This window comes from Kitasatospora sp. NPDC057692, assembly GCF_042799475.1.
Classification (GTDB): Bacteria; Actinomycetota; Actinomycetes; order Streptomycetales; family Streptomycetaceae; genus Kitasatospora.
On sequence record NZ_JBHVIV010000015.1, the window covers coordinates 105,230 to 124,811 of the forward strand.

Annotated in this window: 13 protein-coding genes; 7 read left to right on the forward strand and 6 right to left on the reverse strand. The window is 73.9% G+C overall.

Going from position 1 to position 19,582, the window contains the following annotated elements; translation table 11 throughout:
- Positions 1-37 precede the first annotated feature (37 nt).
- The 4 genes from ACFVFS_RS12065 to ACFVFS_RS12080 all read left to right on the forward strand — a co-directional run bounded on the left by ACFVFS_RS12065 (position 38) and on the right by ACFVFS_RS12080 (position 2,820).
- The gene (locus tag ACFVFS_RS12065; protein WP_380622958.1) at positions 38-361 is read left to right on the forward strand and encodes a plasmid stabilization protein; all 324 of its coding nucleotides are present in this window, start codon (positions 38-40) and stop codon (positions 359-361) included.
- A gap of 101 nt (positions 362-462) precedes the next feature.
- The gene (locus tag ACFVFS_RS12070) at positions 463-834 is read left to right on the forward strand and encodes a low affinity iron permease family protein (protein ID WP_380622960.1); all 372 of its coding nucleotides are present in this window, start codon (positions 463-465) and stop codon (positions 832-834) included.
- A 41-nt stretch (positions 835-875) separates the two neighbouring features.
- The gene (locus ACFVFS_RS12075; protein WP_380622962.1) at positions 876-1,040 is read left to right on the forward strand and encodes a hypothetical protein; all 165 of its coding nucleotides are present in this window, start codon (positions 876-878) and stop codon (positions 1,038-1,040) included.
- 331 nt (positions 1,041-1,371) lie between these two features.
- On the forward strand, positions 1,372-2,820 hold the full coding sequence (locus ACFVFS_RS12080; RefSeq protein ID WP_380622964.1) for an MFS transporter: 1,449 nt from the start codon (positions 1,372-1,374) through the stop codon (positions 2,818-2,820).
- 57 nt (positions 2,821-2,877) lie between these two features.
- Here the strand turns inward: ACFVFS_RS12080 and ACFVFS_RS12085 are convergent, their stop codons facing one another.
- The 3 genes from ACFVFS_RS12085 to ACFVFS_RS12095 all read right to left on the reverse strand — a co-directional run bounded on the left by ACFVFS_RS12085 (position 2,878) and on the right by ACFVFS_RS12095 (position 13,215).
- Positions 2,878-3,840 carry a hypothetical protein gene (locus ACFVFS_RS12085; protein ID WP_380622966.1) on the reverse strand — a complete coding sequence of 321 codons (963 nt, stop codon included), beginning with the start codon at positions 3,838-3,840 and terminating at the stop codon, positions 2,878-2,880.
- 140 nt (positions 3,841-3,980) lie between these two features.
- Positions 3,981-11,549 carry an SDR family NAD(P)-dependent oxidoreductase gene (locus tag ACFVFS_RS12090; protein WP_380622968.1) on the reverse strand — a complete coding sequence of 2,523 codons (7,569 nt, stop codon included), beginning with the start codon at positions 11,547-11,549 and terminating at the stop codon, positions 3,981-3,983.
- 259 nt (positions 11,550-11,808) lie between these two features.
- Positions 11,809-13,215, reverse strand: coding sequence for a cytochrome P450 (locus tag ACFVFS_RS12095; RefSeq protein WP_380622970.1), 1,407 nt, complete (start codon positions 13,213-13,215; stop codon positions 11,809-11,811).
- A 498-nt stretch (positions 13,216-13,713) separates the two neighbouring features.
- On the opposite strand from ACFVFS_RS12095, the gene ACFVFS_RS12100 reads away from it, so the two are divergent.
- Entirely contained in the window at positions 13,714-15,480 is a 1,767-nt protein-coding gene (locus ACFVFS_RS12100) for a BTAD domain-containing putative transcriptional regulator (RefSeq protein WP_380622972.1), read from the forward strand.
- Positions 15,481-15,523: 43 nt separating this feature from the next.
- Positions 15,524-16,594, forward strand: a complete 1,071-nt coding sequence (locus ACFVFS_RS12105; RefSeq protein WP_380622974.1) for an aromatic ring-hydroxylating dioxygenase subunit alpha — start codon at positions 15,524-15,526, stop codon at positions 16,592-16,594.
- A gap of 68 nt (positions 16,595-16,662) precedes the next feature.
- Here the strand turns inward: ACFVFS_RS12105 and ACFVFS_RS12110 are convergent, their stop codons facing one another.
- The 3 genes from ACFVFS_RS12110 to ACFVFS_RS12120 form a co-directional block, all read right to left on the reverse strand.
- The gene (locus ACFVFS_RS12110) at positions 16,663-17,076 is read right to left on the reverse strand and encodes a hypothetical protein (protein ID WP_380622976.1); all 414 of its coding nucleotides are present in this window, start codon (positions 17,074-17,076) and stop codon (positions 16,663-16,665) included.
- Positions 17,077-17,159: 83 nt separating this feature from the next.
- Positions 17,160-17,561, reverse strand: a complete 402-nt coding sequence (locus ACFVFS_RS12115; RefSeq protein ID WP_380622978.1) for a peptidase M23 — start codon at positions 17,559-17,561, stop codon at positions 17,160-17,162.
- Between the two features lie 136 nt (positions 17,562-17,697).
- A complete protein-coding gene (locus ACFVFS_RS12120; RefSeq protein WP_380622980.1) occupies positions 17,698-18,855 on the reverse strand; it encodes an NlpC/P60 family protein in 1,158 nt (385 codons plus the stop codon).
- Between the two features lie 220 nt (positions 18,856-19,075).
- On the opposite strand from ACFVFS_RS12120, the gene ACFVFS_RS12125 reads away from it, so the two are divergent.
- Positions 19,076-19,501: a hypothetical protein gene (locus ACFVFS_RS12125; protein WP_380622982.1), complete on the forward strand. Its 426-nt coding sequence runs from the start codon at positions 19,076-19,078 to the stop codon at positions 19,499-19,501.
- The last annotated feature ends 81 nt before the right edge of the window (positions 19,502-19,582 follow it).

The window sequence follows — 19,582 nt, forward strand, 5'->3', positions numbered from 1 at the left end:
GCAGCAACGGAACCTCGAAGGATTCGGAGGAGGAACCATGCCCGCCGGTTCGAGCAAGAAGCGGGAACGACAGTACGAGCACATCAAGGACAGCGCGCTGGAACGCGGTGAAAGCCCCAAGCGCGCCAAGGAGATCGCGGCGCGGACGGTGAACAAGGAACGGGCCCGGCACGGCGAGTCCAGGACCGCGAGCCGCAGTTCCACCCACGACATCTCCTCGTCCCGCCGCGGCGGACAGCGTTCGCACTCCGGCTCCCAGGGTCCCACCTACGACCAGCTCTACAACGAGGCCAAGCAGCGCAACATCCACGGCCGCTCGACGATGAACAAGAAGCAGCTCGCCGACGCCCTCGGCCACTGACGGCCGGGCGGACCGCCCGGCGGGCGATCCGGGAAGGGGCAACCCCATGCTCCCCGCCGCCCGGGGGCCGCGCCCACCGGATGAGCCGAGGACGTGACGCCATGACCCTCCGCCACCCCGCACGCAAGCGCGCGGACGGCCGGCGCGGCCGCTTCGAGCAGTTCGCGGAACTCGCGTCGAACTTCACCAGCTCACCGGCGTTCGCCGCACTCTGCGTGGCCCTGGTCACCCTCTTCGTGGTCGCGCACGCGGCCGGACTCGCCACCGAGTGGCAGCTCCTGGTCGGCGACGTCATGACGGCCGTGACCCTGCTGCTGCTGGCGATGCTGAAGAACGCCGAACGGCGCGCCGAGCACGCCGTCCAGCGCAAGCTCGACGCGATCGCCCGCGCGCTGCTCGAACAGCAGCAGGGCGAACGGGGGCAGGCCCACGAGGACCTCCGGGAGGCCGTCGGGATCGAGGAACGCCTGTAGCCCGCGGGGCGCCTCCGCTCCGGTGCGCCCGTCGCTCCCGCATGCTCGCGGACGGCCGTCCCGAGCGGCTGGTGGAGGCGCTGCCGGCCGCCTCGGCGCACCGGCCGGAGTCGCACCGCATCACCGATCACGTGGAGCGCCTGACCGGGCGGCCGGCCGGCACCTTCGCGGGGTGGGCCGTCGACCGCGCGGCCGAGTTCGGCTGACGGGCGGGCCGCGGCCCGATCACCCGTTCGGCAGCCTTTCGCCAGGGCCGGCGCCGCGGGTGTGACGCGCGTCACTGTGCATCGACGATGGGACAACGCGCCGCTGTACCTGCAGAGTTGATAGTCCACGGCTATCGGGATCAGTCCGATCCCGGATTGGACGGCGGTTCGCCCCGGGTCCTACGGTCCTGTGCATGACCGCCCGACCCGTGTTATCGGCCGTGCCGTGTCCGGCCCCCCGGAAGGCGACGGCGCCCCCGGGGCCCCGCGTGGGCTCCCCGCCGCCGCGGCCGCCGTCGAGCGGCAGCCCGATCATGATCGGGGCCGGCCGATGAGCACGACCACGGAGCGCTCCGAGGCGCGGCTGCTGGTCCCCTCCCTGATGTTCATCGCCCTGGTCGTGGCGGCGGTCGGCAGCCTCGGGGCGCCGCTCATCACCAGTGTGGCGACCACGTTCCACGTCTCGCTCGACAGCGCGCAGTGGACGCTGACCGTCGCGCTGCTGAGCGGCGCGGTCGCCACGCCCGTCCTCGGCCGGCTCGGAGCGGGCCCGCACCGCCGGGCCACCATTCTCGTCACGCTGGCGGTCGTCGTCGTCGGCAGTGCGCTCACCGTGCTGCCGCTGCCGTTCGCCTGGCTGCTCGTCGGCCGGGCCGCGCAGGGCGTCGGGCTCGGTCTGACGGCGCTGATGATGGGCGTGGCCCGCGACCACCTCCCCGAGGGGCGCAGCGCGGGCGTCATCTCCCTGGTCTCGGTGGTCTCCATCGTCGGGGTCGGTGTCGGCTACCCCCTGGCCAGCCTGCTCACCGAGTTCGGCGGGGTGCGCGCCGCCTACGGCTTCGGCCTGTTCGTCACCGCCGTCGCCCTCCTGGCCGCCTGGCGGTCGATGCCGACGGCACCCGAAGGCCGCTCCGGCCACGTCGACATCGCGGGCGCGCTCCTCCTGGCGGGCGGGCTGTTCCTCGTCCTGTTCCTCGCCGGCCAGCGGAGCCTGTGGAGCCGCCACCTCGCCGTGGCGGCGGTCCTCGCCGTCGCCGCCGTGGTCCTGCTCTGCCTGTGGACCGTCACGGAGCTGCGCGGCAGGACGCCCCTGGTCGGCCTCCGGGCGGTACGGCACCCGGCGGTCGCCGGTGCGAACCTCGCCATGTTCGTCGGTGCGATCGGCATGTACCTCCTGCTCACGCTCATCACCCGGTACGCGCAGACGCCGCACAGCGCCGGGTACGGCTTCGGGCTCACCACCTTCGTCGCCGGGCTGGTCCTCGTGCCGTTCTCCGTGCTGGGGTTCGTCGCCGGCAAGGTGACGCCCCGGCTGCGCGAACGGATCGACGCCCCCGTGCTGCTGGCCGCCAGCGCCGTCGTCATCGGTGGCGGGTTCGTGCTCTTCGCCGCGGCCCGGTCGAACCTGGTCGAGCTGTTGGTGGCGATGAGCGTGCTGGGCTTCGGTGTCGGCAGCTTCTCGGCCGCCATGCCCGGCGTCATCCTGGCCGTCACTCCCAAGAGCGAGACGTCCAGTGCGATGAGCTTCAACTACGTCGTGCGCAGCGTCGGGTACTCGCTGGGCAGTGCCGTCGGCGGGCTGGTCCTCGCCACCGGCACCGACGCCGGGCGCCTCTTCCCGAACGACGGCGCGTACACCACGGCGGCGCTGGTCGGCATCGCCGCGATGGCGGTCACGACGATGACCAGCCTCGCCCTGGCCCGCCGGCGCTCCTCGCCCGAGGCCGAGCCGGCCGCCCCCTCGGCCGACGCGCCGAGCCGGAGCCGGTCGAGCGGGTGACCCCGAACGCGGAACGGCCCACCGGGAGACCGGTGGGCCGTTCCGCACGGATCGGGGTCAGCAGGCGGCGTTGAGGAACGGGAGGACGTCCGCGGCATCCGTGATGCCGAGCGGCGGGCCGTCGACCCGGGTGCCCGGGTGCGCGTTCTGGATGATCATGGGGGCGAGGGTCGGGGTGGTGTTGACCTCGATGAAGTGGTTGATGCCGAAGTTCTCCTGGAGGTCCGCGACGGATTCGATCAGGTTCGCGGGCTTGGTCCAGATGGCGAGTGACGCGTTCCTGACCGTGTCGGTCTCGATGACGGGCCGGCATTCGGTGGTGAAGTACAGCGGCGGCAGGACGGGTCGGACGGTTCGCTCCTCCTGCCGGAGGACCGCCCGGACGGCCGCCGGCCTGAACAGCGGGGTGTGGATGGGGAGGATGGCGGCGAGGCGCCTGCAGGGGATGCCCCGGCGCTCCGCGTGGCCCTCCAGCAGGTCCAGGTCGTCGAACCGGCCGCAGACGACGGTCTGGTTCGGGGTGTTGATCATGCCGACGTGGAGGCCGTCCTCCGAGACCTGCCGGCACAGCGCCCGGGCGGTCCGCTGGTCGGCGGCGAGGGCCAGCATTCCGCCCCGCAGGGAGATCCGCTCGGCTTCGAGGTAGCCCCCGAGGAGGACGTCGATGGTCTCCGCCATGGACATGAGGTCGGTGATGACGCTCCCGACGTTGAAGCCCGCGCCGTGCCCGAGGAGGATGGCCGGCCGAATCCTCAGCTCCAGTGACGCGTAGACGGAGTACGGGACGAGCGTCGCCGCCACCAGGTTGTGGACGTACTCCGTGTCCGGGCCGGGGGCCGGTCCGGAGGCCTCGCCGGTGAGTCTGCGCGTCACGGGCGGATGGCCGAGTTCGGCGAGCTTCCGGTCCGCGATCGCGAGGGCGGCGGCCACGCTCGCGTTGGTGTGCGCCAGCGTGCGCAGGATCCCCGGAGGGTAGGGGTTGCTGAAGGGCGGAAAGGCGAGGGCTGTCCTGAGCGGCATCTGTTCTCTCCCGGGATGTCTGACCGTTCGTCGCCACCGGGAGCAGGGACTGCTCCCACCGCCCGGACAACCGGTGTGCGGTTCAGCTGCGGACTTCGGGTCCGCTGTGGACTTCAGGTCCGTTGTGCACCTCGGGTCCGTCAGGACGCGTTCTCGGGGCGCAGGTGCTGGAGGACGGTGCCGGCGATGCCGGTGAGCGGTGCGGCCGTGACGTCGGAGGCGGCGATCGTGCATCCGGTGTGGCGGCGGATGTGGCCGATGAGTTCGGTGGCGGTGAGGGAGTCGGCGCCGAGTTGGTCGATGCGGCGGTTGACGTCGACGCGGTCGGGTGTGGTGTGGAGGCCTGAGGCGAGCCAGCCGGTGAGGGCCTCCAGCAGGATCGGGCGGGCCTCCTCCGCGCTGGCGGCCGCCCGCAGGCGCGGCAGGAGGCTGTCGTTGGCCCCGGCGTCGTGCGTGCGGACCAGCGTGGCGGTACGGGGTGCGGTGACGGTGGAGAGGAAGGCCATCAGCTCCTGCTCACGGCCCTGGGCCTCCGCGACGACCGCGGTGACCGTGGTGTCCGGGTGGAGGAGCAGCAGGTCGAAGCGGTCCAGCGCCTGGGCCGAGGTCATGGGGAGGATGCCGTAGTCGCTCATCACCGAGGTGATGCCGGTGCGGAGCACGTACCCGACGTCGGAGATGGCGCCCAGCTGCAGGACGGTGGCGGGCAGGCCGTCGTGCCGGCGCCGGCGCGCGATGTTCTCCAGGGTGAGGCTGGCGGCGCAGTACGAGGCCTGCCTCCGGTTGCCCAGCAGTGCGGCGAAGGACGAGTACAGGGCGAAGAAGTCGAGGTCGCGTTCGCGGGTGTGGGCGTCGAGCAGAAGCGCTCCGGTGAGCTTGGGGTGCAGGACGGTGAGGTACCGCTCGACGGTCAGGTCGGTGATCTCGTCGTCGTCGAGGACCATCGCCGCGTGGAGCACCCCGGCGAGCCGGCGTCCGCCCGCGTCGATGTCGCGGAAGAGCCGGTCGACGGCTTCCGGGTCGGAGACGTCGACGGCGCGGGCGTCCACCTGGACACCCTGGTCGTTCAGGCTGCCGACCAGGGCCACGGCGTCCGGGTTGCGTTCGGTGCCGCGCCGGCTGACGAGCGTGAGGTGGCGCGCTCCCCGGCGGACCAGGTGCCGGGCGGTCTCGGCGCCGAAGCCGTCGAGGCCTCCCACCACCAGGTAGGTGGCCTCGGGGTCCATCACCGGCGGCTCGGGGGCGCGATCGAGCAGGACCCCGTCGTCGAGGACGATGACGGTCTTTCCGGCCTGCTGCCCGGCCAGCAGGCCGTCCATGGCCTCGTGGATCCGGTCCGCGGGGTGGACCGTGTGGGGCAGCGGAGGGCATTCGCCGCTGTCGATCGCCTTCTGCAGGTCGTGCAGGCAGTGGTCGACCGTGCCGGAGGGGTGGTCGAACCAGCCGACGACGTCGATGGCGTGCACGGTGACGTCGCGCTCCAGGGGCCGCGTGTGCAGGGGTGCCGGCGAAGCCGCCGCGAGCGGTCCGACGTCGAAGAAGTGCCCGCCTGGCGCCAGGAGGTCCAGCGCACGGCGGCGCAGGTCCGCGGTGACGGAGCCGAGGTTGAGCACGACGTCGACACCGCCCCGGGCCGCCTGCCGCACCTCCGCGGCGAAGCCGGGGGCTCCCGAGTCCACCACGTGGTCGACGCCCGGAAGGTCCAGCAGGGCGCGCAGCGCCGGCGTGTGGGCGCCGACGATGACGCGGCTCCCGGCGCGCCGGGCGAAGTCCACGGCCGCCGACCCCGCCGCGCCGGATCCGCCCAGGACGAGGACGCTGCCGCCGGGCCCCAGGCCGGCCAGGTGTCCCAGGACGTGGTGCGCGGTCAGCCGCGCCGTGAGCAGGGTCGCCGCCGCGGCGGAGGCGAGGTGCGCGGGGAGCTTCACCACCCGGTCGGCGCGCAGGGTGATGTGCGAGGCCAGCCAGCCGCCGCGGGTGATCCCGGCGACCCGGTCGCCGACAGCGATGCCGGTGACGTCGTCCCCGACCGCGGTCACCGTGCCCGCGCCTTCGCAGCCGAGGTGGACGTCGCCCGGGCGGGCGCCCCGGGGCGGGAGCAGGCGCCCGGTGGTGACGAGGGCGTCCCGGTCGTTGAGGGCCGCGGCCTGCACGCGGACGGTGATCTCACCCGGCCCCGGGGCGGGGACGCCGCCGTCCTGCCAGACGAGCCGGTGGGGGTTGCCCGCCTCGCCGTGGACGGCCAGCGAGAAGTGCGCGGTGGCACCGTGGACGCGGGTCCGCCGGGTCTCCGGCAGCGTCTGCACCCGCGCGGCGAAGCGCCCGTGCGGGGTGATCACGCACTCGTCCTCGGCGTCGGGGTGGGTGATCTCGTACGCGACGTGGCGGGCCGCCTCCCGCGCCGATTCCGCGTCCCCGCCGACGACGCGGAGCCTGCGGACCGTCACCAGCGGCTGTTCGTTGGCCAGGGTGCGGGTGGCGCCCCACAGGGCCGCGCCCGTGTGGGTCACCGGGGCGTCCGGGCTGTCGGCGGTCGTGCCCGCGACCAGCCACAGGGTGGGGTGGAGCTCCGCGCCGGCCCGGGCGAGGGCGGTTGCCAGGGTGCTCAGCTCCGCGCAGGCACGGGCGGCACGCCCGGTGGTCCGCTCGGCCGTCGTCCGCTCGGTGTCGTCGGCGATCAGGACGATGTCGACCGGCCCCGAGGACGGCAGCAGCGCCGCCCAGTCCGTCTGCGGCCGGAGGGCCGAGAGCACCGCCTCGCGTGCTCCCGTGGCGCTCAGGGCGGCTGCCAGGAAGCCGCCCGGGCCGTCGGCGGAGACGTTCCCGCTCTCGGCGAACAGCAGGCACGGGGACGCCGCGCCGGCCGCGCCGCCCGCGTCCTGCTCCGACGGTGCGCCGCCGGGTCGCGCGCCCGCGCCGCGGACCGCCGCGATCACCGATCCGGGAACGCCCTCCCGTTCCGGCTCCGCACTCAGGAAACCGCTCGCGGAGAACCCCGCCCGCTCCAGCGCCGACGGCCACTGGTCGCGGGTCAGCGCCGGACCGGCCGGCCGCAGACCGGTGTCGGAGGAGTCCCAGAAGGAGTCCAGGATGCCGAACAGCGTCGCGACGTAGGTGTTGCTGTGCATTTCGAGGGCGACGATCTGACCGTTGTGGTCCAGGAGCGCGGCGGCGTTGCGCAGCCCCTCGGTGATGTCGGCCGTCGTGTGCAGGGCGTTGCTCGCGAGGACGAGGTCGAAGGACCCCGCCACGAACCCCTGCCCGGTGGGATCGGCGCTCAGGTCGAGGACCTGGTACTCCAGGAAGTTGAAGGCGGCGAAGCGGGCCTCGGCCTTGGGGAAGAACGCCGAGGAGACGTCGGTGTACACGTAGTGGGTGCGCTCGGCCGGCAGGTGGGGCAGGATCCGGGAGGTGAAGCCCCCGGTGCCGGCGCCGACCTCCAGGACCCGCAGGGGCCGGTCGGCCGGCCAGTCGGCCAGGACGGCGCGGACGTACTCCACCGCGGTGTCGGACAGGTAGGCGAGCCCCGGATCGTGGTTGTACACCTGCGCCGCGATCGGGCCGGACTCGCCGAACAGCACCTCCAGCGCCTCCACCTCACCGGTGAGGACGCCGGGCAGGCTGCGCCCGACCCAGGCGGCGGCCTGCCACATCACGACGAGCTCCGGGAACGCGTTCAGCCGGTCCTGCAGCAGTTCCTCCGGCACCGGCGTGCCGCTCCGGCACCAGCCCCCGTCGGGGCGCGCGGTCAGCAGCCCGTACCGGACCGCGACCGCCAGCATCATCTCCACCAGCCGGCACATGTTCTCCCGGACGCCGGCGCTCCTCAGGTCGTCGAGGCCGAAGGCCGGTCCGCCGGCCGGCCCGGCGGGCTCGATCACGCCGCGCGCCGCCGCGGCGTCCAGGATCCCGCCCACCGCGGCCGCCATGTAGTGCGCGCTCAGCTCCCGGGACCGCTCCAGGTGGCCCGCGTAGCCGCGGTCCCGGAACGCGTCGTCGAGCCGGGTGACGACCGGGCCGCAGTCCTCGATGACGCGTGACGGCGCGGGGAGCGGGCAGGGGGTGCCGGGCCGCGCGGTCATCCGCGGGCGCGCCCTGAGCACCTCGGTGTAGACCTCGGGCGCGGGGGAACCGCGGTTCTCGATGCGCCGCGCGTACACGTCCCCCAGATCGAGCAGCACCGTTCCGTCGCTGTCGCAGACGGTGATGTCGGCCATCAGCCCGGTCTCGACGACGGCCGTCAGCCGCAGGTGCGCCGTGACCGCGGCGGGCAGCGGGCCCCAGACCCGGACGCTCCCCACCGACACCGGGAGGTGGGGGACGTAGGGCTGCGCGGAGCCGGAGACGACACGCGCGGCCAGCGGCAGCATCGCCTGGAGGCAGCCGTCGAGGAGCACCACACGGGCCTGGTGCTCGGCGTCGGCGAACGCGTCCGTACGGAGCCCCGCCAGCCCTTCGCCGTCCTCGACGGTCAGCGTCGCCAGCGTACGGAACGCCGGACCGTAGTCGAGCGACACCTCGGCGCAGGCCCGGTAGTGGTCCGACACGTCCACGGCCCGGCCGAGGCGGCGGGCGAGCGCGGCCGTGTCCACCGGAGCGGGCCTGGCGTCGGCCAGGCCGCGCCACCGCCCGTTCACGTGCTGGACGGCCTCGACGTCCTCACCGGTGTGCCCGGCGACCACGAAGGTCCCGTCGGGGCGGACCGTGGTGGTGGTGCGCACCGGAGCCGCCCCGGGATCGCCGGGCAGGACCAGCGACCTGGCCAGCGTCACGTCGAGCAGCTCGACCGGTCCGCCGTGCACCTCGCGGGCCGCCGACAGCGCCATGTCGAGGAAGCCCGTGCCGGGCATCACCACGGCGCCGCCGACCCGGTGATCGGCGATCCAGGCCGCGCCCTGCTCCCGCCCCCACGTCGGGTCGGCCGCCAGCAGGCGCCGGCCGAGCAGCGGGCTGGACGCGGCCGGCTGCGGCGCCGGCGCCGTCTCGTGGTCGGCCCACCACGAGGGGTCCCCCAGCTGGTAGCGCCGGCGCTGCCAGGCGTAGGCCGGGACGTCCACGACGCGGCCGCCGCGGGGGAAGAACCGGTCCCAGTCCAGCCGCGCCCCGGCCGCGACCGCGCGCAGCACGGTGCCGCCGAGCGCCTGCGGGCCGGCGCTGATCCGGGTCAGCGTCGACGCCACCTCCACCGCCGCCCCCTGGTCGGCGGCGATGCGGCGCAGATAGCCGCTGAGCGCCGGGTGGGGACCGACCTCGACCAGGACGTCACAGCCGTGCTCCTCGCCGATGAGCGCCGCGACCGCCTCGGCGAACCGGACCGGTTCCCGCACGTTGCGCCACCAGTAGTCGGCGTCCATCTCGTGGTCCGCGACCGCGCGGCCGGTGACGGTGGAGACCAGCGGGATCCCGCCCCGGCCGGCCTCCAGCCCGCCGAGGCCGTCCAGCAGCGCGCCGCGGACGGCGTCCATGGCCGGGCTGTGGAAGGGGTAGTCCAGACGCAGGAAGCGGAAGGACACGCTGTCGCGGACACAGCGCTCCTCCAGGGCCTCCAGGGTCGGGCCGTCCCCGGCCAGGGTGACGTCATCGGCGGAGTTCACCGCCGCGACCACCACCCGGTCGCCGGCCCCCGTCTCGTCGAGCAGCCGCCGGGCCTGCGCGGGCGACAGCGCCAGCGCGGCCATCCGCCCGGTCCCGAAGGTGGGCGCCTGCGCCAGGCTGCGGTGCGCGATCACCCGGCAGGCCCGGGTCCGGTCCAGGACTCCGGCGCAGTAGGCGGCCGCGACCTCGCCGACGCTGTGACCGCAGACCGCGTGCGGCCGCACCCCCCGCTCGCGCAGCGACATGACCAGTCCGGCCTGCAGCGCGAACAGCATCGGCTGCGCCACCTCGGTCAGCGCCCAGCGCGCGTTGTCCGGGGCCGCCATCTCCGCCTCGACCGACCAGCCCAGCAGCGGTTCCAGTTCGCGGCTGACCGCCCGGACCTCGGCGGCGAAGGCGGCGTCCTGCTCCAGCAGCTCCGCGCCCATCCTCGGCCACTGGGTGCCGTTCCCGCTGAAGACGAACCCGACCCGCCCCCGGGCCGTGCTGACGGCCGACGCCGCCTCGTCCGAAGCGCCCTTCTCCGCCGTCTCCCGCAGGGCCTTGGCGGCCGCCGCGCCGCTGGCGGCCAGCACGGCCGTGCACAGCTCACGGCGCTCGCGGCGCCGAACCGTCGTGAAGCCGACGTCCACCAGGGCGGAGTCGTCGAGGCCCTCCAGGTAGGCGGCCATCGCCAGTGCCGACTCCCGCAGCGCCGCCTCGGTCCGGCCGGTGACCACCACCGGCACGGCCGCGCCCGGCTCCCGGCTCGCGGTCCCCGCGGCGCCGTCCCCGAGGGCGCCGGGGGCCGGCGGCGCGTCCGGCAGTTCCAGCACCACGTGCGCGTTCGCGCCGCCGATGCCGAACGAGTTGACGCCGGCGATGCGCCGCACGCCGGCCCCGGCCTCCAGCGGCCGCAGCGCCGTCACCGGGTCCAGCCCCAGTCCGTCGAAGTCGATCGCCCGGTTCAGCGGCTGCGCGTGCAGGGTGGCGGGCACCCGCTGCTCGCGCAGGACCAGCATCGCCTTGAACAGCCCCGCCATGCCGGCCGCCGCCTCCAGGTGCCCCAGGTTCGACTTCACCGACCCGATCGGCAGCGGCCTCCCCCCGCGCCGGCGCCCCAGCACCCGCCCGAGGGCCTCGCACTCCGTCGGGTCGCCGGCCGCCGTCCCCGTCCCGTGCGCCTCCACGTACGACACCTGGTCGGCGCGCACACCGGCCTCGGCGTACGCGCGCTCCAGCATCGCCGCCTGCGCGTCCGCGCCCGGCATGGACATCCCCGAGGTCCGCCCGTCGGCGTTGACCACCGAGGCCCTGATCACCGCGTGCACCCGGTCGCCGTCGGCCAGCGCACGGCTCAGCGTCTTCAGGAGCACCACGCCCGCGCCCTCCGAGCGGACGAAGCCGTCGGCGTCCTGCGAGAACGAGTGGCAGCGCCCCGTCGGCGAGAGCATCGACGCCTGGCTGGAGATGACGTGCCCGCCCGGGCCGAGCACCAGGTTCACCCCGCCGGCCAGCGCGGCCTCGCAGCGGCCCGAGCGGACCGTCTCGGCCGCCAGGTGCAGTGCCGTCAGGGACGACGAGCACGCCGTGTCGACCGTGTGGGACGGGCCGTGGAAGTCGAAGAGGTACGACAGGCGGTTCGCCGCGCTGAACGCGCCCGTGCCGGTGGGGGCGAACGAGTTCATCACCCGGGGGCGCCGGGTGAGCAGACCCCAGTAGTCCTGGACGGTCAGCCCCATCACGACCGCCACGTCCGAACCCGCCAGCAGCCGGGGATCCACGCCGCCGTCGTCGAAGGCCTCCACGGCGCACTCCAGCAGCAGCCGCTGCTGCGGATCGATCTGGCCCGCCTCCTTCGGCGAGATGCCGAAGTACTCCGGGTCGAACCCCCACACGTCCCCGACGATCCCGGCCGCCCCGGTGTACGCCTTCCCCGCTCTCACCCCGCCGTCGCCGACCACGAAGTCATCGGTACTGAACCGGTCGGCGGGCACCGACGTCACGAGGTCCTGGCCGGCGGCCAAGGCCTCCCACAGCCCGCCCAGCGTGGTGATCCCCCCGGGGAGGCGAAGTCCCACCCCGATCACCGCGACGGGCTCCCCCGCCGCCTCGGCGGTCCTCGCACCGCTCATGCCGTCGCGCTCCTGACCCACCATCACTACGCCCGCCTCTCACGTATTCTTCCGCACGCGTGACCGCTCGCGTTCCCCATGGATGCCTGACCGCTCGAATTTCCGGGCAGGGGATTCTCCGGCTCATTCCACGCCCGCCCGTATTTCTCGGAAAACCCGAACTGGTCCCCGCCCGGGGACCAGTCCCGCACGACCGGCCCGCCGGTCGGCCCGGCGGCGGAAGCCGCCCCGCCGTCCCGACCGGGCCCGTGCGCTCGCGCTACGACGCGCGCTTCGGTGCGTTCCTGGCGCGCAGGCGCATCTTCAGATGACGCGGCCCCATGGCGGGGGTGACACCCGGGTGCTTCTGCCCGGGAATGCGGTCGAGGCGCCAGCGGGAGACGATGTCCGTCAGCACCAGCACGGCCTCGGTGATGGCGAACTGGTCGCCGATGCACTTGCGCGCGCCGCCGCCGAAGGGGAGATAGGCATTGTTGCGCGCCACCGCGTGCCGCTTCTCGGCGTCCCAGCGGTCGGGCTTGAAGGCCTCGGGGTCCGGGTAGTAGCGCGCCAGGCGGTGCAGGGCGTAAGGGCTGTACGCGATGGTCGTCCCGGCCGGGATGTCATAGCCGCCCAGGCGGGTGTGCGCCGTGACCATCCTGGTCCAGATCATCCCGGCCGGCGGGTACAGCCGCAGCGTCTCGGTGATGATCTGGTCGGCGAGGACCAGGTCGGGCAGGTGGTCGAGGGAGACCGGCCCGCCGTCCAGGACGCGGTCGGTCTCGGCCCACAGCCGCTCCTGGATGTCCGGGTTGCAGGCGATCAGGTACAGCGCCCAGGTCAGGGCGATCGCCGTCGTCTCCGAACCCGCCACCAGGAAGGTCAGGACCTCGTTGCGGAGTTCGGTGTTGCTCAGGCGCTCGCTCAGGCTGCCGTCGGCCGGGGCCCCGGAGGCGCCCGGATCGGTGGTCGTCAGGAGCGCCGAGAGCAGGTCCCCGTGGTCCTCCGGGTCCACCTGGGCCTTGGCGACGATGTCGATCACGGTGGTGTGGAGCCCGTCCAGCGCCCGCTGGTAGCGCCGGTTGCCGGGGGTCGGTATCCGGTTCAGCGCCGCCGGCGTGAAGGTCTGCCGGTACGTCGCGCCCTGCACCTCGATGGCGTCGCTGACCGCCTGCCGCAGGTCCCCCACGGGCACCGTGCCGCCGAGCATCGCCTGCAGCATGTTGTGCATCGTCAGACCGAGCATCTCCGCCGGCATGTCCAGGACCTGGCCGTCACGCCACCGGCCGGTCACCAGGGTCGTCCCCTCGGTCATGATCCGGGCGTAGCCGGGAAGCCGGTTGCGGTGGAACGCGGGCTGGACCAGCCTTCGCTCCCGCCGGTGCAGGGCGTGCGGGCAGGTCACCAGGCCGTCGCCGAACACCTCCCTGGCCTTGTCGAACAGCAGACCGCCCTTGTCGTAGGTGCGGTCGTCGAGAAGGATCTGCGACACCAGCTCCGCGTCACAGACCATCACCGCCTTGAGCGGGCCGACGCTGACCCGCATCACGTCGCCGTGCGAGGGCAGCGACCGCAGGAATGCCCTCGGATCACGGAGCGCCTCCACCGCGTGGCCCACGACCGGGAGGCCTCCGGGCGCTACCGGAACGGTCCTCCCGGGATCTGCGGTGGTCCCCTTACCTGCCATGCGATCCTCCCAGATGCGTCAAGCAAAACTCAAGCCCGCTTAAAAAGCGGGCCGAAAACGAATGATTGAGCGTTTTATGGTGCGACGTAAATGAGTTCTTTTTCGCGGCAGCCAGACTACCAGCGCACCCACCGGCGACCGTGATCCGAGCGTGATCGCAGCGTGACCTCACTGGTCGAGCCAGTGGCGATACCCCCGAGAATATATTTCCGCGCCACAATCGCCGCCTGGCACCCCATGCGCACCACTGACCACAATCCGGTCCTTCGAACAGAAACCCCCCTGCGGGGGCTTGACGGCGGCCACCGAAATAATGGTTGACTTGCCCCGTGCGCCCAGGAACCGATTTGCTGCACGGCTTCGTGCTGGCGATAACCGCTACTCGGACAAGGAGCGGAAGTGCAGTTCGCAATCCTTGGGTCAGTTACCGCGCGTTTTGCGAACGGCGCTCCCCTGGCAATTATGAGACCCCGCCAGCGGAGCATCCTGTGCGTCCTCTTGCTCAATGGCGGGCGCCGCGTCAGCAAGGAGCACCTCGCCGACGCGCTGTGGGGCGCCGAGCTGCCCAGCGATCCGGGCGGCGCGCTCCGGAGCAGTCTCTACGGCCTGCGCAAGGCGGCCCCGATCAAGGAGCGGCTGCAGACGAGCCGCGACGGCTACGGCCTCGCGCTGCACGAGGGTGACGTGCTGGACCTGCACCGCTTCCGGCGCCTGGCCCAACAGGCGCGGGCCGCCCAGCTGTTGGGCGACCTCGACGACGCCGCCCGGTTCTTCCAGCGCGCCCTGGACACCTGGGACGACCCCCCGCTGGCCGACGTCCCGGCCACGCCGGTCATGCAGCCGGTCATCTCGGAGCTGCTGGAGCACCGCCACGCGGTCCAGGAGTCGCTGGTGGACGCGCGGCTGGCCCTCGGCCAGCACCATGAGCTGCTGCCGTTCCTGATGTCGCTCACCACCGCGCAGCCGCTGCGCGAGCGGCGGTGGGAGCAGCTCATGATCGCCCTCTACCGGTGCGGCAGACGGGCGGAGGCGCTGGACACGTTCACCCGGGCGCGCCGGCTCCTCGCCGAGGACTACGGCATCGACCCCGGCGGCCCGCTGCGGCACCTCCAGCAGCTCATCCTGGCCGGCGACCCGATGCAGTCCCTGGCGCCGACGGCCGCGCCCCGGCCCGTCCACCCCGACGCCGCGCGCGAGCCGCGGCCGCAGCGGCCCGAGGCTCCGCGGCCCCCGATCCGCGTTCCCCACCAACTCCCCGCCGAGCCACGGCACTTCATCGGTCGCGAGGCCGAGCTCAAGGTGCTCGCCGAGGTGGTGGACGAGATGTCGCCGACCGGCTCCTCCCCGGTGGTCTCGGTGCTGTGCGGCCCCCCGGGAATCGGCAAGACGGCCCTCGCCCTCCACTTCGCCCACCGGATCGCCGACCGCTTCCCCGACGGGCAGCTCTACATCGACCTGGGCGCCTTCGGCCCGGCGACCGACCCGGTGAGCATCCAGCAGGCGATCCGGTCCGTCCTCGCCCCGCTGATCCCGCTGCCGGAGCCGGAGACGATGACCCCGGCCGCCTACGCCAACCTGTACCGGACCACCCTCGCGCAGCGGCGGACACTAGTCCTGATCGACAACGCGTACGACAGCGCGCAGGTGCAGCCCCTGATCCCCGCCGCCCCGCAGTGCACGGTCGTCATCACCAGCCGCCGCAAGCTCACCGGCCTGGTGACCTCGCACGGCGCCCACCTGACCACCCTGGACGTGCCCTCCCGGGCCGAGGCGAAGGCCCTGCTCGCGAGCCGGCTCGCCGCCAACGGCCTCGACGTCGACAGCGCCGCCCTCGCGGAGGTGACCGAGGCGTGCGGGCGGCTGCCCCTGGCGCTGATGGTGGCGGCCACCCGGGCGGTCACCCGCCCCTCGGTCCCGCTGCGCGGCCTGGCCGAGGAACTGAGGAGCGACCAGAACCGGCTCAACGTGCTGCGCGGCGGCCGCGCCTCGGACGACATCCGGGCCGCCTTCTCCTGGTCCTACCGGCGTCTGACCTGCGCCGAGGCGCGCATGTTCCGCGTGCTCGGCGCGCACCGGATCCGCGACATCACCGCCGCCGACGCGGGCCAACTGGCCAATGTGCCGACCCTGGCGGCGACGCAGGCCCTCACCGGGCTCGCCTACGCGCACCTCGTCCGGGAGTACGCCCCCAAGCAGTACCACTTCGACGACCTGGTCGGCACCTACGCCGCCGAGAAGGCCAGGGAGGAGGAGGACCGACCGTGAGGACGCGTGGCGGCCGGGAGCAGAGGGACAAGGAGGGAAGACCTTGAACAGGAAATCGCCGGCCAGGCTCCGACAGCGGGTGCGGCCGGGAACCGCTGCGTCGCGACCGGACCCCGCCGCGGGCGAGGGCGACGCGCCGCTGCCGTACCCGTCGGGCTGGTTCGGCCTGGCGCTGTCCCGCGAGGTGCCGGCCGGAGCGGTGGTGAACCGGCGCTTCATGGGCCGCGATGCCGTCCTCTACCGCACCGGGAGCGGCGTCCTGCGGGTCGTTGACGCCCACTGCCCCCACCTGGGCGCCCACCTCGGCGCCGGCGGGGTGGTGGACGGCGAGCACCTGGTCTGCCCGTTCCACCGCTTCGCCTTCGACCTCGGGGGATCCTGCGTCAAGGTCCCGGACGGGGCCCCGCCCCGGATGGCGCTGACGCGGTTCACCGTGCGCGAGCGGGGCGGGATCGTCTACGTGTGGCACGGCAATGGTGCCGAGCCGCCCGGCTGGGAGCCGTCGGAGCTACCCGATGACGCGTTCGCACCCGCCGCCTCCTGGAGCACGCTCCTGACCTCGCACCCGCAGGAGGTCATGGAGAGCTTCGTCGACTACCGGCATCAGCCGATCGTGCACGGTGTCGCCCTCCGCGAGGTGGCCCCGCCGGTGGAGGAAGGGCCGTTGCTGCGCGTGTCCTTCGGCGCGACCATCGCGCTGTCCCTGCGCCTGGCCACCATCACGGTGGAGCAGGGCCTGGTCCTGTCCGGCCCCGGCCTGGCGTCGGGCGAGGTGGCGCTGCACCGGGTCGGAACGACCTTGGCGGTCGTGCTGATGGCGACCCCGGTCGGGCCGTGGCGGACACACCTGCGTGCGGTCGTCGCGGCGGAGACCGCTTCGCGCGCGGGCTCCCCGCTGCTCCGGAAGGCCGCCTCGGCGTCCGGGTCCGCGGTGATGGGGCAGGCGCTCGTGCGGACGATCGCCCACCAGATGCGCCAGGACGCCAGGATCTGGAACGCGAAGCGGTACGAGCCGGACCCCCCGCTCGCCCCCGAGGAGGGCGCCATCGGCCAGTACCGGCGCTGGGTGCGCCAGTTCTACCCGCCGGACCCGGGGGCCGCCGGGGCAACGTGATCGCCGCGCCGGGTGCCGCCCCGTCTCCCGGCGCGCGACGGGAGACGGGGCGGCACCCACTCCTCGGGCTACGGGTACTCGCAGTACACGGGGCTGGAGGCGGTCTCGACCGGTACGCCGGGCACCGGGCCGTCGTTGGAGCCGCCGCTGACGTACACGGCGCTCACCCAGCCCAGCCAGCCGTTCGGCGTGACGATCTCGACCCAGTAGTGGTTGTAGTAGGGACCGTCGGAGACGTTGCCGCCCCATCGCTGGCAGAACGCCCGCACGCTGACGTTGGTGAGCAGCTCCTGGGTGGCCGGTGCACAGGAGGTGTCCGCACACTGGCGCACCCGGACGTCACTGGCCCAGACGTGGACGGACGACGCCGTGACGGCGGCCTGCGCGGAGGCCGGCACCAGCCCCAGCACGGCCGTCAGGCCGAACAGGCCGGCGCACAGCGCTCGCAGGGGGAAGAGTCGGGTCGTGGACTTCGAGGACACGGTGGGTGCCCCTCTCGGTGTCGGTCGGACGGAAGGGGGGTGGGGAGGGACGGGGTAAGGCCGGGCTGCGTGCTCCGGGGTCGCTAGCAGTCGATTCCCGAGGTGGACACGCCGGGCACCGGCTGGTCGTTGTCACCGCCGCGCACGTATACGGCGCTGATCCAGCCGACCGGGCCGCCCGCGTCCACCTTCACCCACCAGTTGTTGTAGTAGGGACCGTCCACGACCTCGGTGCTCCGGACCTGGCAGAACGCCGTCACCCACCGCTGGCCGATCTGCGCGAGCCCGATCGGCGGGCAGCTCGCGGAGACCCCCGCGCAGGCCCGGACGTTCACATCGGTCGCCCACACGTACACCTGGGTGCTCGACGTGGTCGCGTGGGCCCCCGCGGGGGCCAGCAGCGGGAGCGCCGCGGCCGCGGCGAAGACGCCGGCCGGAACCGCGCGCCGCAGCGGGCGCGCCAACGCGCGCAGGGTGTTCGTCATTTCGTCTCCTCGTTCGGTGACTTCTCGTTCGGTGCTGGGACTTCTCGTTCGGTGGTGGCCCGTCACCGTGCGGACGGGGTGCACGGCCGTTCCGTATGAGCGCCGCGCACGGGCGGCCCTGCGGGGCCGGCCGCGCTCAGCAGGTGGGCACCCCGGGCAGCCACGCCGGGCCCTGGAGGTAGATGTTGGTCATCCACGAGCCGTCGGTGAGCCTGGACCAGGCGTCGTTGGTGTAGCCCTCGGCGGTCACCGTCTGGGCGTGGGCCTGGCAGACCACGTGGACGGTGGTCGGCTGCGGGAAGTAGTCCACGACGGCGGCGTACACGTTGGGCTCGGAGTGGGTGCGCACGTCGGTGCCCCAGGACTGGACCGCCGTGCTGCCGCCGGTCGGCGGCGGGCTGGAGGTGCCGCCGCAGTCCGGGACCCCGGGCAGCCACGCCGGACCCCTGAGGTAGATGTTCGTCAGCCAGGAGCCGTCGGACAGCCGGGACCAGGCGTCGTTGGTGTAGCCCTCGGCGGTCACCGTCTCGGCGTGGACCTGGCACTTCACCGACACCTGGGTGGGGCCGGGGAAGGTGTCCACGACGGAGGCGGCGACACTGGGCGAGGAGTGGGTGCGCACCTGGGTGCCCCAGGTCTCGAAGGTCGTGCCGCCGCCGGCGGGCGGGTTCGGCACCGTACCGGAGCCGTCGATCCGGACGGCGCCCGCGTAGTCGCCACCGGTGCGCACCGGCGCCACCCGGATGCGGGTGCCCGACTCGTAGGCCTCCACCATCTGCCCGGCACCGATGTAGACGGCGACGTGGTGGACGTAGCCGTTGCCCCAGAACATCAGGTCGCCGGGGAGGAGCGGCGCCGAGCCCTGGGCCGCGGAGAACCTGGCCGACGCGTGCGAGGTGTGGAACTGGTCGTCGGCCGTGCCGTTGAGCAGGTCGCGGCCCGTCGCCCGGGCGTAGACGTAGCGGGCCAGCCCGGAGCAGTCGAAGCCCAACCGCTCGTCGTCGTGGAGGCTGTCGGGGTCGGAGCCGTCGTAGTAGCCGTAGGTCGCGCCGGGGGTGGCGCCGTGGCCGCCACCCCAGCTGTACCAGACGCCGATCTGGCCGCACGCGGCCCGCACGGCGGCCTCGGCGGTGGCGGAGGCGCCCGGCGCGAGGACGTCGCAGGCGGCCTGCGCGGTCGCGGGGGCGGCCGGCGCGGCGTCCGCCGTCAGGGGCAGCGAGACGGAGAGGGCGAGCGCGGCGACGGCGGCCAGCGAGCGGGCGGCGGTCCGGCGCGTCCTGCTGATGGTGTTCACAGTGCACTTCCTCCGTTGACGGTGTGTCGTCCGGGGGACCGCACAGGGCCCGCCGCGGTATGCCCGGCCGACGGTGACGTGCGTCACACCACCCGGCGGGCGGGGCGCTCATACCCGCACCGGCCTTCCGCCGTCCCCCGGATGCCCCCGCCGGGCGTGGCGCCGACCGCCCGCGCCGCTCCGGCGGGCGGTTCCCAGCCCACCGACCGAGGGATACGACATGCCTTCCTCCGCACCGCCGACGACCGCCCCGGCCCGCTCCCGCTCCGCCCTGCGCCGCCGGCTGGCCGCCTGCGCACCCGCCGCGGCGCTGGCCGCCGGCGCCCTGCTCGCCGCCCCCGCCGCCGCGGCCCCGGCCTCGACGTCCTCCTACGAGGTGTACGTCTGGGCGACCGACGTGAACCTGCGCCCGTGCCCGCAGTTGTCCGACGCCTGCCGGCCCACCGGTGTGCGCCTGGGGCACGAGTACGTCGCCACCTACTGCCAGGCCCTCGGCGACCGCGCCGTCGACGGGCCCTACGCGAACGCCTACTGGGTCGAGGTCGCCGCGCGCGGCCAGGTCGGCTGGATCAGCGCCGTGTACGTGCGCGGGGGCGACAACGACCAGCCCGTTCCCGGCATCCCCGGCCCCGACAGCTGCGTCTGACCCGTTCGCCGCTCCCTGCGCTGCGGCGCCGCAGCGCAGGGAGCGGCGAACGCGGTGGGGAGGCGGGGCACCGGGCCCCCC

What these genes read in the sequence shown, in the direction of transcription:
- ACFVFS_RS12065 (WP_380622958.1), top strand. Translation starts at nt 38, where the DNA reads ATGCCCGCCGGTTCGAGCAAGAAGCGGGAACGACAGTACGAGCACATC.
- ACFVFS_RS12070 (WP_380622960.1), top strand. Translation starts at nt 463, where the DNA reads ATGACCCTCCGCCACCCCGCACGCAAGCGCGCGGACGGCCGGCGCGGC.
- ACFVFS_RS12075 (WP_380622962.1), top strand. Translation starts at nt 876, where the DNA reads ATGCTCGCGGACGGCCGTCCCGAGCGGCTGGTGGAGGCGCTGCCGGCC.
- ACFVFS_RS12080 (WP_380622964.1), top strand. Translation starts at nt 1,372, where the DNA reads ATGAGCACGACCACGGAGCGCTCCGAGGCGCGGCTGCTGGTCCCCTCC.
- ACFVFS_RS12085 (WP_380622966.1), bottom strand. Translation starts at nt 3,840, where the DNA reads ATGCCGCTCAGGACAGCCCTCGCCTTTCCGCCCTTCAGCAACCCCTAC.
- ACFVFS_RS12090 (WP_380622968.1), bottom strand. Translation starts at nt 11,549, where the DNA reads ATGAGCGGTGCGAGGACCGCCGAGGCGGCGGGGGAGCCCGTCGCGGTG.
- ACFVFS_RS12095 (WP_380622970.1), bottom strand. Translation starts at nt 13,215, where the DNA reads ATGGCAGGTAAGGGGACCACCGCAGATCCCGGGAGGACCGTTCCGGTA.
- ACFVFS_RS12115 (WP_380622978.1), bottom strand. Translation starts at nt 17,561, where the DNA reads ATGACGAACACCCTGCGCGCGTTGGCGCGCCCGCTGCGGCGCGCGGTT.
- ACFVFS_RS12125 (WP_380622982.1), top strand. Translation starts at nt 19,076, where the DNA reads ATGCCTTCCTCCGCACCGCCGACGACCGCCCCGGCCCGCTCCCGCTCC.